This window comes from Ohtaekwangia sp. (genome assembly GCF_036568665.1).
Classification (GTDB): domain Bacteria; phylum Bacteroidota; class Bacteroidia; order Cytophagales; family Cyclobacteriaceae; genus Ohtaekwangia.
Map to the genome: position 1 here is coordinate 1 of NZ_DATCSD010000331.1, position 14,576 is coordinate 14,576.

Here is a 14,576-nt window from a genome sequence, read left to right on the forward strand (position 1 = left end):
TGAGAAAGGATATGCTGTAGCAGATTCTTTTCTCAGTCAGGCTGAGGTAGATGCCATACGCAGCAGTCGTGATTTTCAACAGGAGGCCGATCAGTTTAAAAAAGCTGGTATAGGAAAGCAAAGCGATTTGCAAATTAACGAAGCCATTCGCGGAGACTATATTCGCTGGCTCGACAAGAACACGGCTCCACCTGAGGCAAAAGTGTATCTCGACAGATTACAGGAGTTGATTCAGTATATAAATCGTACACTTTTTCTGAGTCTGAAAGATTATGAAGTGCACATGACCATATATCCGGCTGGTACATTTTATAAACGTCACCTCGATCAATTTAAAAAAGACGATCATCGAAAGTTGTCCGTAATTTGTTATCTTAATGATCATTGGAAAGATGAACATGGCGGGCAGTTGCGCATGTATCTGCCGAATGAAACAAAAGATATACTTCCTGTAAGTGGACGGTTGGTATGTTTTAGAAGCGACCAAATCGAGCACGAGGTATTACCCGCTACACGCGAACGACTTAGTCTTACCGGGTGGATTCTTGACCAGATGGCAGACCTCCGGCATCTATAGCGAAACCTATACTATATATATACTGCGATGAAGAATTACCTGCTGAAACTTTTTCAATACAACGCCTGGGCTAATCAACGGGTAATTGCCTGTTTGCAACGACAAGGAGTAAATCACGCCAAAACGTTGACTACTGCCGGGCACATACTGGCAGCGCAGTTTGTCTGGCTTCATCGTGTTAAACATCTTTCGCCTCCTGAGCTTAAACTCTGGGGCGACTATACATCCGATGAGCTTTATACTCTGAGCAATACTGCCGACCAGCAGTGGCTTGAATATATAGAGGCCACCAATAATTTCCAGAGCGAGCTTCGCTATACCAATCTGCTGGGCGATGCATGCGTTAACACATTGGAAATGATTCTGATCCATGTAGTGAACCACTCCAGTTATCATCGCGGACAGATCACTATTCTTTTACGCGAACAAGGATATGAACCGGTAAATACCGATTTCATTACATACGACCGCGTAGTGACAGGTCAGTTGAAAAATTAACAGTGTCGCAAAAACTTCACAGTATAATGATGCTGGCGCTTTATGAACCATTTAATTTTGACGTTTGTTTGCACAAGTATTAAACCTAAATACATTATGAGAAAAATATACCTGCTGGTAATTTTCACACTGGTGAATGCCACCATTTTTGCCCAACAAGACATCACGGTTTGCCACACTTCGGCAACGGAAAAATTTGCTGTGTTTGCTTCCAACAAAGACTTCAAGGCATCGCACGCTACACCTGGTAAATATATACATATCAGCGAAGAAGGTGGAAAGATGATCAAGTTCAAATGTCCGGATGGCGTAGAAGCTAACGGATATGTGATCGAAGCAAAAACCAAAACAAACAACTGGATCTTTGTTTTCCAGGAGTGGTGGGGATTAAACGACTACATCAAGAAGCAATCAGAGAGTTTATTTAAAGATCTTGGTAATGTGAACATCATCGCGCTTGATATGTACGATGGCAAAGTTACTTCACAACGTGAAGATGCCGCCCGCTACATGCAGGAGTTTAAACAAGATCGCGGCAATGCCATTGTAAAAGGAGCGCTCGCCTATGTTGGTAAAAATGCACGCGTGGGCACGATTGGCTGGTGCTTTGGTGGTGGCCAATCTTTACTGGCTACATTAACAGCTGGCAAGCAAGCTGCCGCTTGTGTTATATACTATGGCATGCCTGTGGATGATGTAGCAAAGCTGAAAGAACTGAATGCCGAAGTGCTGGGTATATTTGCTATACAGGATAAATGGATTGGTCCTGAAACCGTAGCAAAGTTTGAGACCAACATGCAAACTGCCGGAAAAAAATTGATCCTGAAAAGCTATAATGCTGATCACGGCTTTGCAAACCCGAGCAACGCAGAAGGTTATAGAGAAGAAGCTACAAAAGACGCATACGAAAACACTGTTGCTTTCTTCAAGGCAAAACTGAAATAACAGAATTATATATAGATACGAAGGCCGCAATATATACCGTTATATTGCGGCCTTTGCATGTATATATACTCCATTATTATTCCCACACGATCTTCTCCGGCAATTTATACCACTCCGGGTATTGTGCCACATATACTTTCTCGATCTCGTTGCGCTTTATTTTGAGGGACGGAGTCATAAAACCATTTTCTATTGTCCAGCTCTCGCGCATAATTATAATTTTCTCTATACGTTCATAATGTTCCAGTGTCGGGTTTACAGCTTGCAGTGTACTATTCAACTCTTCGGCCACAACAGATTTACTCTTCTCCGCAGCTGTGGTCGATAATACAACCAATGCTATCGGCTGCGGTATACCCATACCTACAATACAGATACTATCAATGTTTTTATTTGAAGAGAACTTCATCTCTATAGGGGCAGGTGCTATAAATTTAGCTTTATCGGTTTTGAACTGATCCTTTACACGACCTGTGATGGTAAGAAAACCTTCCGCATCGGCTACACCTTTGTCGCCTGTTTTTAAAAATCCATCGGCAGTAAAAGTACTTCGTGTGGTCTCTGCATCTTTATAGTATCCACGCATCAGGCCCGGATGCTTTATCAATATTTCTCCTTCACTGGAAATTTTCGCTTCAATACCCGGCCACGGCCGGCCTACCGTTCCTATATGTACTATAGCTCCATGGTCGCCATGCGAGTAGCCACAGTTCTCAGTCATGCCATATATCTCGCGAATCTCAATACCCAAACTTGCAAACCACTTCAGCAACAATACCGGTATAGGAGCAGCGCCACCCACGATCAAATGGGCGTTACTAAAACCCAGCTTCTTTCTGATCACGTTCTTCACAATCATCGATACAATCGGAATGGATAATAACCGATCAAGTTTTTTCTGAGGCATTTTAGCTAATATACCTTCCTGAAATTTTGCAAAGATGCGCGGCACACCACCAAACAAGGTAGGCTGTACTTCGCGAAGGTTATCTGGAAATTTCTCCAGCGATTCTGTAAAAGAGATAGAGCTAGCGGAATATAGCACACCAATTTCTATATAGGCACGTTCTGCTATATGGCTCATGGGTAAATACGAGAAGAAGCGCTCAGGCTTATCGAGTTTGAAATTCTTCTTCAGACTTTTACCTGTAAAATCAAACGCACCAAATGTGAGCTCCACTCCTTTGGGAGTTCCCGTAGTGCCGGATGAATACATGATAGAAGCCACTTGCTCTGCTACAGGGTATATATTTTCAGTAAGCGGCTCTCGCTGTAATAAATCATTCCAGTTATCGCCATCCTGCGGTCCGTAAAAAGGAAAGCTGATGCGGTATATATCAGGCGCTATAGCATCGCGCTGTTTATCGTAAGCATCGAGTTTACCTATAAAAATTACTTTCGCTTCGCTGTGCTCCAATATATAATGTATACCCGTTGCCGATAATGTAGGATATATAGGAACCGATATATGTCCTGCCATCCATATAGCAAGGTCGGCCATAATCCAATGTGCACAATTCTTGGATAAAATAGCAATGTTACTTTGCGGTGGTAAATCAAGGCTTCGCAACGCTTGCGCTATCCTGCGAATTTCATCACCTGCTTGCTGATAACTATAACCTTTCCATTGTCCCGCAATGGGTTGTCGCAAAAATGGGAGGTGCGGTGTATTTTTTTCCCAATGATAAAACCGCTCTAAAGGCGTACTGGCAATCATTTTCAACATATTTATACTTTAAGTTATCATAGTTTATCGATTGCGTGAAAAATCTCTAAACTTTTTCAATAACAATTCCGTTGGGTACTCTGATTCAGAAAAAATAGCTGGGCTATTAGAAAGATCATTTTCTCAAAAGAAGTCTTGCTGTTTTGTAAAGGATTGTTATGAAAAAGTTTTTAACACATTTTACTCGTGTATTGCTCTTTACCGCACTATCGCTGGTTATTTTATCCGCGCGGGTAGATGACCTTCCGGAAGATGTAGCGGCGCACGCAGAGAAGATCACCGGTACGTATCAGGTAACAGATCAGAAGCAGACAAGTGCATCCACATCGTACTATGAAATTACTATTGCACGCTCTTCGGCAAATATGGCTGTTGTTGAGTTGCACAATTTTGGTAATGTGATGTATGTGCCTGTGAAAGCTGTTGTGCAGGGAAATAACTTTTATATTCAGCCGCAAACATTCAAAGGGAAAACGATCTCCATCCTGCTATCCGGAAGTGGCACATTAACAGCAGCAGGCCTTCATTTTAGTTATACCATTAATACCGGGAAGACACAACTTACACATCAGTGCGAAGCCACGCGAAAATAAAGTGCCGGTAATACACGCATGAGGCATGACTAGTCAGATTAGTCATGACTCATTCTTTATAGCCGCATCAAGCGATTCGACACTTAAATCATTCAGTAGAAAATTCCACACAAGACTGAGCGTTAAAATAATCCGTCATACACGCTGTTTTATTTTCATTTGGCTGCGGATATTTAATCATCTTTTACAATTTTGCGCTCATGAGTAAACCGGATAAAAAGCTTTTTCTGCTGGATGCATACGCCCTCATTTATCGTGCGCACTTTGCATTCACCAAAACTCCACGCATCAACTCCAAAGGCCTTAACACATCCGTGCCGTTTGGTTTTACCAACACATTGCTGGAAGTATTGCAAAAACAAAAACCAACTCATATTGGTATAGCATTCGATACGGCAGCTAAAACTTTTCGTGACGAAATATTCACAGAGTATAAAGCCAACCGGCAGGAGACTCCCGAAGACATTCGCTATGGTATTCCCAAAGTAAAAGAGATCATACAGGGCTTCAACATTCCTATACTGGAAATGGACGGTTATGAGGCGGATGACATTATCGGCACATTGGCACGACAGGCATGCACACAGGGCTTTGAAGTATATATGATGACGCCCGATAAAGATTATGGCCAGTTAGTAAATGAATGTGTATTTCTCTACAAGCCTGCTTATATGGGCAATGCCGTAGATGTATTAGGTGTAAAAGAAGTTTGCGAGAAATGGGATATCGAGAATGTATCGCAGGTGATTGATATGCTGGGGCTGCAGGGCGACTCGTCTGATAATATACCCGGTATACCAGGCTTTGGTCCTAAAACAGCGGCTACACTATTGAAGCAATATGGTTCTATTGAAAACATTATTGCGCACGCTGATGAATTGAAGGGCAAGCAGAAAGACCTTGTAAAACAATTCGGAGAGCAGGCTTTACTCTCGAAGAGACTGGCCACCATCATTACGGATGTTCCCGTTGAATTCAAAGAAGATGATCTCACCTATAAAGGTCCTGATGCGGAAAAACTCAAACCGATCTTTAACGACCTGGAGTTCAAAACTATTTCTGCGCGTGTGTTTGGCGAAGGCGTTGCTGCTGCTGCAACACCTGTAAAGACTGCACAAGGATCGCAGCTCTCGATGTTTGGTGCTGCATCATCGGAAGATGATATACTCCCGGTGGATGATTCCGGTGAACACAGAAGCTTTGATGCCAGCAAAGTACAATACCAGGTAATTGATGAGAAGCAGTATAAATCATTTGCTGAAAAGCTGAAAGAGCAAACGAGCTTCGCGATGGATTCAGTCACTGACGATCTCGGTAATTTTGACTATACCATTAAAGGTCTTGCTTTTTCGTATCGCGAGAGTGAAGCATACTTTCTTCCTCTCGGTAATGCAGAGCAGGCAGCAATTATACTGCGCGACTTCGCTGATGCTTTTCAAAATGAAAGTATAGTAAAGATCGGTCACAACCTGAAAGGCACCATGCTCGCGTTGAAAAAAGTAGGTATTGAAATACGCGGCCCGTTGTTCGACACAATGCTGGCACACTACCTTATTGAACCAGAAGCTGCGCACGATATACATACACTCAGCACGCAGTATTTACAATACGATCTCCTTCCTATCAGTCACGCAGATATACGCGAGCAATTGGGCGAGCGCGCAGATATACTGTTTCAACTTCGCAGTAAACTGAAACAGGACCTGGAAAGCAGAAGACAATCCTTGTTGATGAGCCACACTGAAGCGCCACTGGTAAATGTACTCGCTGCGATGGAGTTTGAAGGTGTGAAGGTTGATACATCAGCACTCTCCAAAATGTCAGACGAATTGCGTCATGAATTAGAGCGCGTACAACGGGAGGTCTACGAGCTGGCGGGCTCTGAGTTTAATATAGGTTCGCCCAAGCAACTGGGAGAAGTTCTCTTCGAGAAAATGAAGTTGATGGAGAAACCGAAGAAAACAAAATCAGGTCAGTATGCCACGGGTGAAGATATACTGTTAACACTGGCGCCAAAACACGCTATAGCCCAAAAGATACTCGACTACCGTGAGTTCGATAAGTTACGCTCTACTTATGTAGATGCTCTCCCAAAAATGATCAGTAAGTTTGATGGACGCATTCATACGGATTATCGCCAGGCGGTTGCTGCAACGGGAAGGCTAAGCTCAAATAACCCGAACCTGCAGAACATTCCGATCCGCACGGCAAAGGGTAAATTGATTCGCAGGGCATTTGTATCGCGCAGCGATGAATATCTTTTTATGTCGGCCGATTATTCGCAGATCGAGCTACGCATTGCAGCGTCATTCGCGAAAGACGAAGTAATGATCGAAGCATTCCGGAACAAGCGCGATATCCATACTACCACCGCTGCCAAAGTATTCAAGGTTGCACTCGACCAGGTAACACCAGATATGCGCAGGAAAGCGAAGGAAGTAAATTTCGGTATTCTCTATGGCAGCACAGCCTTCGGGTTATCACAGAACCTCGGTATATCACGTACAGAAGCTTCGGAGATCATCGATTCGTACTTCAAAGAATTTCCGGGCATCAAACGCTATATGGACGACTCGATCAACATGGCGCGTGAAAAAGAGTATGTAGAAACTATACTGGGTCGCAGAAGATATTTGCGCGACATCAACTCACGCAACATTACTACCCGCGGTTTTGCCGAACGAAACGCGATCAACGCACCGATACAAGGAAGCGCCGCTGATATCATCAAGATCGCGATGGTGAACATTCATCGCTGGTTAGAGAAAAATAAATTGAAATCAAAAATGATCATGCAGGTGCATGATGAACTTGTATTCGATCTTCATAAGGAAGAGGCTGAACTTGTAAAGGAAAATGTGATCGCACTGATGCGACATGCCGTGCATCTCGCTGTGCCTATGGAAGTTGAAGTTGGTATCGCCTCTAACTGGCTCGATGCACATTGATGTATAATAAAGTTTTTGTCTAGCCCGGGCGTTGTATACCCTATGCGAAAAGATGTTTCGCTATATATAGGTGCTGTAAACTGAATAGCAGACTTTTGTTTGTGTGGAGTTTGATGAAATCAAAAAGCCTTTATATTTGTGCCCCATCAAATAAATCTATATTAATTAAAACCACTTATGACAAAAGCTGAATTGATTAGCAAGATCGCAGAAGATGCAGGTATCACAAAGGTAGCAGCGGGCACAGCACTGGAATCTTTCATGACAGCCGTTGAGAAAACGCTGAAGAAAGGTGACAAGCTTACGCTGACTGGTTTCGGTACATTCTCTGTATCTAAGAGAGCTGCACGTAAAGGACGCAATCCTTTCACTGGAGAAACTATCAAGATCAAAGCTAAGAAAGTTGCTAAGTTCAAAGCCAGCAAAGAGCTTTCAGGCAAACTGTAATCAATACACTGATTAAAGAGAGAAGCCCTGGTTGTATTGCAGCCAGGGTTTCTTTTTTATGTGAACTTTCAAAATGTATTGAAAGTTCGGAAACTATTATTAGATTTGATCGTATGAAGTATACAGAGGCAAAAGAAGAACTGATCCAGGCCTGGGGAAATCTCGGGTATAGCTGGGGCCTCAATAAAACCATGGCGCAGATACATGCTTTGCTGATGATCTCTCCGAAAGCGCTCTCTACCGAAGAGATCATGCAGGAGCTTTCCATCTCGCGGGGTAATGCGAATATGAACATTCGCGCACTGCTGGACTGGGGAATCATATCGCGTATACTGGTACCGGGCGAACGAAAAGAATACTTCAAATCTGAAAAAGACATCTGGTCATTGGCCAGACAGGTAGCGAAGGAAAGAAGAAAGCGTGAGCTGGAACCTATACTACGTGTGCTGCGCGAAGTAAACGATGTACAGTCAGACGGAAGCGATGAAACAAAAGAACTGAAACGAGTAGTGAAGGATTTGAAAAACTTTGCGGAAAAATCAGATGGACTGCTGGAGACCTTTATCAAATCAGAAGAAAGCTGGTTCTGGAATGTAGTTTTAAAGATCATGAAGTAGTTCTATTTTTTTAACCCATACTTTCAATATTTTCTGAAAATACCAAAATTATAATCAATATGAAATATATAGATACTTTCGGACAGTCGTTACTGGTACTGGGAGGATTGATTTCTGTCAGCGCGGGAATCTTTATCAACGACACGCTTTGGTTCTTTGCCGTATGTCAATTCTTCTTAGGTGTATGGCAAGTGCTCAGTTGCGTTCTCATTCTGATCTGGCATACTGAAAAAAGCTCAGCAAGAAGGAAGTATCTGCTAATCACGATTTTCTACTTACTATCACTATTTGCAGGAGGAAAGCTAATACCTGGTTCGTTTCCCATACCTGATATTATTCGTATACTCTACCTCACCATCCCCGCATGGACCTTAGGTGCATGGTACTATATCATTACGCTTACTGGCTACTTTCCAAAAGTAAAACGCGGCTTCCTTCCTCACCTTAGTTTCTGATACATCTATTAACTAACTATATATTTTATGAATTACACCGTAGCAACCTACTGCATCTATCTGCCCATTACCATTATTCTCACAATATGGGTAGCCAGAACCATCTTTACCAACGGCCGAGTATTTCTGCTTGAGATATTCCACCAGGATACACTGCTTGCCGATAGCGTGAACAAGCTGCTGCTTGTTGGCTTCTACCTGGTTAATATAGGCTATGCCGTATATACACTGAAAGTGTGGGACACGATTGAAGATACGCAAAGCATGATTGAAATACTCAGTCAAAAAATAGGCTGGATTATACTGGTGCTTGGCGCAATGCATTTCTTCAATCTGTTTATATTCTTTAGTCTCCGCAGAAAGGCACATGCTAATAAAGTAGTAGCCTGATAAAAAAATCATCTATAGGGCACTGCATATTGTAATGCCCTATAGATATAGTCCATGAAATATACCTTACACTTCGAGCATCATGAGCAAGATCGTTATAGCGGGTGGCAGTGGTTTTTTAGGAGAAGCGCTTTCGCGTTATTTCTCGGCTAAAGATATACCTGTTGTTATACTCACCCGTAAACCGGGCAATAGTTCTTCGCTGGTAAAGGAAGTTTACTGGGATGGAAAAACAACGGGCAATTGGGTTAACGAGCTTGAAGGAGCTGAAGCACTGATCAACCTGAGTGGTAAGTCCGTTAACTGCCGCTATACCCAACAGAACCGGAAAAAGATCTATCGATCACGACTTGACAGCACCTATATTTTAGGTGAAGCCATCCGGCAATGTCACACACCTCCACGAGTTTGGCTGAACAGCAGCTCAGCAACAATCTATCGCGAGTCCTATACTTCATACAGGGGAGAATATACCGGAGAGGTTGGGAATAATTTTTCCGAAGATGTATGCAAGCAATGGGAATCTATATTTCGCGATGCCATTACACCGCGAACGCGTAAAGTTATACTGCGCACTGCCATCGTACTAAGCCCACGCGGTGGAGCCATGGTTCCGCTTCTGCGCCTTGCGCGCACAGGCCTAGGTGGCCACCAGGGAAGCGGGCAGCAGTTTGTAAGCTGGATACACATTCACGATTTCTGCAGAGCCATCGAATGGCTTATTCAAAATCCGGAGCGAGGTATTTATAACGTTTGCTCGCCACACCCACTACGAAATAATGTATTTATGAAGACACTCCGCGAAGCATTAAAAATACCAGCAGGCCTCCCGTTGCCCGTACCGATGCTTGCATTGGGTGCCAGGTTGATTGGTACAGAAACAGAATTACTGTTAAAAAGCCGAAAAGTTTATCCGCAAAGATTATTAGATAAAGAATTTGTTTTCGAATTTCCAGACCTGAAAGCTGCACTTGAAGATTTATGCCAGGTCGAAGCGAAGAGAAGTTGAAGCAATATTTCATCGCCCTTGTTCCGCCACCACCGGTTTCGGATGATGCTTTGCGTTTGAAAAATTACTTCCGCGACCAGTATAACAGCAAAGCTTCTCTCAACTCTCCTCCTCACATTACACTGCACATGCCTTTCAAATGGAAGGAAGAGAAAGAAAATGAATTGGTCGTTGCCTTTTCTAAATTTACTCTTGGCAGACCTTCGTTTAAAGTAGAGCTGCAAGATTTCAACGCCTTTGTTCCACGTGTTATCTTTATTGATGTAGTAAAGAATGAAGCACTCGAACTGCTCAATAAAGAGCTTCATCGTTTTTGCAAGCGCGAGTTAAATCTCTTTAATGCATCCTATAAAGATCAACCCTTTCATCCTCACATGACGCTGGCTTTTCGCGATCTGAAAAAGCCGATGTTCGAAAAAGCATGGGAAGAATTTCAGAAACGAAAATTTGCTGCACGCTTCGATGTTGAAAGTATAGTATTGCTGAAGCACAACGGAAAGATATGGGAAGTGTTGAAAGAATTTCTGTTCGACCCATCGTCTCTGCCAAAGGATGAAGAAGCCAATTCGTTCGAGCTTCATCATTAATATAGCATAAGTCATTTCTCGCAGAACGATCCTTTTGCGATCCAGAGTTTTTTATAGCTGATCTCCAGTAGTCCTTCCTGCAAACCAGGATCTGCTTCTATTACTTCTCGTTGCAGATCTCCGCGCATAAGCAGTATACCGCCATCGTGTTGACCAAATATACCTTCCATTACCACATTGCCCGTAGCAGAAAGTTGTTTCAGAAAAGCATCGTGTTTACGCATGATCTCCGGATACGTAGCCGAAGTAAATTTACTCACCACAGCATCGAAGCGTATAAATTCGTACGTCACCATTTCATAAGGCTCCGGTGCTTTGCACGGACTGGCTATGCGAAATGTAAAGGGAAGTATCTCTACATCCCACCGGCTTGCCTGCACACCCGGATCGGTAGAGAGCCATTGCTTTGCTTCTTCGGTTGATTTTGTATTCAGTATAAATATACCTCCGCCTCCTTCAAACGGTCCGGCTGCGAGCAACTTCCCTTCTTTCGCCAGGCGATTAATGTTCGCCATGTGCCCTTCCATTAATTTATCCACCTGCTCTTTCGGCATCGGTTCAGGATTTGTTTTCTTGTGCAGAAATACAAATGAATATTGTTTATCCTGCGCATATAGCGAGCAGCATACCAGCAGCAACACGGAGACCAACACGTTTTTCATGGCGATAGAATTTACTTCAGAAACATAGCGAGATTAAACGAAAGTATATAGCTATAGCTGCTTTTAAAAAGCTGAAGCAGCCTGATTTCATTCTGAAACCGCTTGCTTCCCCTTCTTCCCGATAAGCAGAATACCCACCAGGATCATAAGTGTACCAATAATCTGCATAGCAAACACTGGCTCGTGTAAAAATATATAGGCCTGCAGAATAGTCGACATCGGGCCGATGCTCCCCACAATAGCGGCATTATCAGAACCAATGCGTTTGATTCCTTCTGTTACCAGGTATGATGGAACGACTGTACCTACAATGGCCATCATAAAACTATAGAAGTATACGAGTGGTGGCAGGTTAAAAAGCGATGTATGACTTACAAAAGCGTAATGTATAAGCACACCTGCGGAAGCGAAAGTCATGGCATAACTATTGAACTTTGCAGCACCTACAAGGGGTATCAATCTTCCGCTGCCCACTATATATAGCGCATAAGTAATAGCGCAAAGAAAGATCAGCACGGCACCGAGATAAAAATTTTCGTGCTGACTTGCATTCCAATCTACTTCACTTGAAAAGGCAAGTGCCAGCCCGGCATACGTTAGGACCAACGCGATCCATTGATATTTTTTTATCTGTTGCCTGAAGAACATGGCCGACATCAACAACACCAGTGTGGGGTAAATAAACAGTATCAATCGCTCCATGCCGGCAGAGATATATTGCAAGCCCAGAAAGTCGAGCAGGCTGCTCACATAGTATCCGAGCAAACCAACAACAGCAACACCCAGCCATTGCTTCACAGTAAATTTTATATTGGTCTCTTTGCGCGACTCAACTGTAGCCGAAATAATAAAGAAGGGTAATGAGAACAACATGCGCAGCGCCAATAATGTAACAGCATCAATAGCCGTATCGCGATAGGCCAGTTTTACGAAGATCGCTTTTGTAGAAAAACATACGGCACCTGCCAGCGCAATAATAACACCGCCAACAAAATAAGGCGAAGAGGAAGACTTTGTCATGATCTGAAAATCAAAAGTACTAACAACACCTCGTTTGCCCATAGCCATGACGTGTTGATCTCAAAAGTATAGTTTTAATGTTTGTAGTTCACGGACTTCCGGGGTTTAAAGTTCGGTTCTTGTTTGGTTCGAAGTTTTAGGTTCAAATGTTTATTGGTGATACGAAAAAACTATGGATGGTATATATGGCACTGTGAACGGTTTTTCTTTCTTTGTAGCGTGAAAGTTCTGATACTCCACCAACATTTTAATACACCCCAAAAAGGTGGTGCGCTTCGGTCGTATTACCTGGCCAAAGCGTTGGTAGATCAGGGTATACAAACCATCGTTATCACGGGGAATAATGAAGCTCAGCAACGCGTAGAGCATGTTGATGGAATAGAAGTCCACTACCTACCGATCGCGTATCTGAACAAGTTCGGTTTCTACAAACGAAGCGGTTCTTTTCTGAAGTATATCTTTCAATCGGTTAACACAGCCTCAAAGTTTAAGGATATAGATGTTTGCTACGCCATCTCTGTTCCCCTTACCATTGGACTGGCAGCCTTGTGGATCAGGCAACGACTTGGTATACGCTATATTTTTGAAGTGGGCGATTTGTGGCCCGATGCGCCTATACAGGTAGGTGTTATCAAAAATTATTTCTTCAAACAATTCCTCTATAGCCTGGAGCGAATTATTTATCAGCAGGCAGCTTCTGTTGTGGCGCTATCGCCTATGATTAAAGCTGCTATTGAGAAAAAGACTCCCGGAAAAAGGGTACATCTTCTCCCGAACATGGCCGATACTGATTTTTACCACCCGGAAGAGAAAGATGTACAACTCGAGGAGAAATATAGCGTGAAGGGAAAATTTGTAGTGTCGTATATGGGTGCCGTTGGATTTGCCAATGGTCTTGATTACTACCTGGAGTGCGCACGCAACAGTCAGAAAGCTGCGCTACCCATTCATTTCTTTTTATGTGGCGATGGTGCTATGGCCAACCGGCTGCGTGAAAGTGCCAAACGAATACAACTCAACAACTTTACGTTTATTCCTTTCACGAATCGCGCTGGCATTCGTGAGTTGATGAATATTACCGATGCTTCGTTTATCTGCTATAAAGCTCTGCCTATTCTTGAAACAGGTTCGCCTAATAAATACTTCGATGGATTGGCAGCAGGTAAATTGATCGTAACAAATTTTGGAGGCTGGATCAAAGAGGAGATAGAGCAACGCGGCTGTGGATTCTTTACTGACCCCAAACATCCAACGGATTTCACAAAAAAGATACAGCCTTATTTAACAGACTCTGCGCTATTAAAACAAAGTCAGCAAAAAAGTCGCGCGTTGGCAGAAGAAAAATATTCGAGAGAAAAACTAAGTATAGCGTTTGCAGATATTATACGGTCTGAGAAAAGATCGTAATCAATGTTTGATGGAGTTCCAGATATCTACATCCAGCAAATAGGTTCCGTCTGATTGACGTTTCCATACGTTTGCGAATTTTACTTCCGATACATACACCGAATCCTGGTATTTGGTGCGAGTAGTCGTTCTGCCCGTTTCATAAATGATACCTTCGCTGCCATCGACCGATAATGTTTCGGTTTTCATATCCAGCAGCTCAGAGCCTTCCATGGCATCTCCCCAGAATTTACGAATTGCTTTCTTACCTATATATATCTCAAATGCTCCGTTCGGACAAAGCTTGGCACTGTCGGTATACATAGTAACAAGTTTATCGGCATTACCTTCTTTAAAGAGTTTTCCAAGCGTTTCGTTACGTTCATGAAGAATCGCCCGCATCTCTTCAACCGACAATTTCTTTTCGCCACAACTACACAACACAACGAGCAGTAGAAAACGAACAGAGCAGAACCTCATACCTATATATAGTTTATTGTAAAACGTTATTGCAGAATTAACCGACAGTCTTCTGTGTCAAGATTGGCTCTTTTATCGAATGGAAAATCATAGAAACCGGCATCGTCCTTTTTCGCTTTTATGATAAGCTTGCTTCTGCCGGTTTCTAATTTCTGGTTGTCGTATGCCTTCAACATTACGGTATCTTCAAAATCCTGGTTAAAGATGCAGTATACACTCACTAAATTATCTACACC

Annotated in this window: 16 protein-coding genes and 1 pseudogene; 12 read left to right on the plus strand and 5 right to left on the minus strand. The window is 42.9% G+C overall.

Features of this window, described 5'->3' with window-relative positions:
* From VIN08_RS18535 to VIN08_RS18545, 3 genes are all read left to right on the plus strand, one after another.
* The coding region (locus VIN08_RS18535) for a 2OG-Fe(II) oxygenase (protein ID WP_331968044.1) at window positions 1-577 on the plus strand (577 nt) is incomplete at its 5' end.
* 27 nt (window positions 578-604) lie between these two features.
* Window positions 605-1,075, plus strand: a complete 471-nt coding sequence (locus VIN08_RS18540) for a DinB family protein (protein ID WP_331968045.1) — start codon at window positions 605-607, stop codon at window positions 1,073-1,075.
* Between the two features lie 96 nt (window positions 1,076-1,171).
* On the plus strand, window positions 1,172-2,020 hold the full coding sequence (locus VIN08_RS18545) for a dienelactone hydrolase family protein (protein ID WP_331968047.1): 849 nt from the start codon (window positions 1,172-1,174) through the stop codon (window positions 2,018-2,020).
* 76 nt (window positions 2,021-2,096) lie between these two features.
* Here the strand turns inward: VIN08_RS18545 and VIN08_RS18550 are convergent, their stop codons facing one another.
* Window positions 2,097-3,746, minus strand: coding sequence for an AMP-binding protein (locus VIN08_RS18550; protein WP_331968049.1), 1,650 nt, complete (start codon window positions 3,744-3,746; stop codon window positions 2,097-2,099).
* Between the two features lie 158 nt (window positions 3,747-3,904).
* Here VIN08_RS18550 and VIN08_RS18555 point away from each other — a divergent pair, with 158 nt between their 5' ends.
* The 8 genes from VIN08_RS18555 (at window position 3,905) to VIN08_RS18590 (ending at window position 10,792) form a co-directional block, all read left to right on the plus strand.
* Window positions 3,905-4,339, plus strand: a complete 435-nt coding sequence (locus tag VIN08_RS18555) for a hypothetical protein (protein ID WP_331968051.1) — start codon at window positions 3,905-3,907, stop codon at window positions 4,337-4,339.
* Window positions 4,340-4,539: 200 nt separating this feature from the next.
* Window positions 4,540-7,287, plus strand: coding sequence for a DNA polymerase I (gene polA / locus VIN08_RS18560; protein ID WP_331968053.1), 2,748 nt, complete (start codon window positions 4,540-4,542; stop codon window positions 7,285-7,287).
* A gap of 177 nt (window positions 7,288-7,464) precedes the next feature.
* Window positions 7,465-7,734, plus strand: coding sequence for an HU family DNA-binding protein (locus tag VIN08_RS18565; RefSeq protein WP_331968055.1), 270 nt, complete (start codon window positions 7,465-7,467; stop codon window positions 7,732-7,734).
* 113 nt (window positions 7,735-7,847) lie between these two features.
* The gene (locus VIN08_RS18570) at window positions 7,848-8,351 is read left to right on the plus strand and encodes a transcriptional regulator (protein WP_331968056.1); all 504 of its coding nucleotides are present in this window, start codon (window positions 7,848-7,850) and stop codon (window positions 8,349-8,351) included.
* Window positions 8,352-8,410: 59 nt separating this feature from the next.
* Window positions 8,411-8,806, plus strand: a complete 396-nt coding sequence (locus VIN08_RS18575) for a hypothetical protein (RefSeq protein WP_331968058.1) — start codon at window positions 8,411-8,413, stop codon at window positions 8,804-8,806.
* A gap of 27 nt (window positions 8,807-8,833) precedes the next feature.
* Window positions 8,834-9,196: a hypothetical protein gene (locus VIN08_RS18580; RefSeq protein WP_331968060.1), complete on the plus strand. Its 363-nt coding sequence runs from the start codon at window positions 8,834-8,836 to the stop codon at window positions 9,194-9,196.
* An 82-nt stretch (window positions 9,197-9,278) separates the two neighbouring features.
* Window positions 9,279-10,205 carry a TIGR01777 family oxidoreductase gene (locus tag VIN08_RS18585; protein WP_331968061.1) on the plus strand — a complete coding sequence of 309 codons (927 nt, stop codon included), beginning with the start codon at window positions 9,279-9,281 and terminating at the stop codon, window positions 10,203-10,205.
* Window positions 10,178-10,792: a 2'-5' RNA ligase family protein gene (locus VIN08_RS18590; RefSeq protein ID WP_331968063.1), complete on the plus strand. Its 615-nt coding sequence runs from the start codon at window positions 10,178-10,180 to the stop codon at window positions 10,790-10,792. The genes VIN08_RS18585 and VIN08_RS18590 overlap by 28 nt, the downstream gene beginning before the upstream one ends.
* An 11-nt stretch (window positions 10,793-10,803) precedes the next feature.
* Here the strand turns inward: VIN08_RS18590 and VIN08_RS18595 are convergent, their stop codons facing one another.
* Together VIN08_RS18595 and VIN08_RS18600 are read right to left on the minus strand one after the other, a co-directional pair.
* Window positions 10,804-11,454: a YciI family protein gene (locus VIN08_RS18595; protein WP_331968064.1), complete on the minus strand. Its 651-nt coding sequence runs from the start codon at window positions 11,452-11,454 to the stop codon at window positions 10,804-10,806.
* A gap of 87 nt (window positions 11,455-11,541) precedes the next feature.
* Complete coding sequence (locus VIN08_RS18600) at window positions 11,542-12,474, minus strand: DMT family transporter (RefSeq protein WP_331968066.1); 933 nt, start codon at window positions 12,472-12,474, stop codon at window positions 11,542-11,544.
* 219 nt (window positions 12,475-12,693) lie between these two features.
* Here VIN08_RS18600 and VIN08_RS18605 point away from each other — a divergent pair, with 219 nt between their 5' ends.
* Window positions 12,694-13,881, plus strand: a complete 1,188-nt coding sequence (locus tag VIN08_RS18605) for a glycosyltransferase family 4 protein (RefSeq protein ID WP_331968068.1) — start codon at window positions 12,694-12,696, stop codon at window positions 13,879-13,881.
* Here VIN08_RS18605 and VIN08_RS18610 read toward each other — a convergent pair whose 3' ends face one another.
* Both VIN08_RS18610 and VIN08_RS18615 read right to left on the minus strand, forming a co-directional pair.
* Complete coding sequence (locus VIN08_RS18610; protein ID WP_331968069.1) at window positions 13,882-14,340, minus strand: YybH family protein; 459 nt, start codon at window positions 14,338-14,340, stop codon at window positions 13,882-13,884.
* 26 nt (window positions 14,341-14,366) lie between these two features.
* Window positions 14,367-14,576 (minus strand): annotated as a pseudogene (locus tag VIN08_RS18615) (hypothetical protein); the annotation flags it as partial.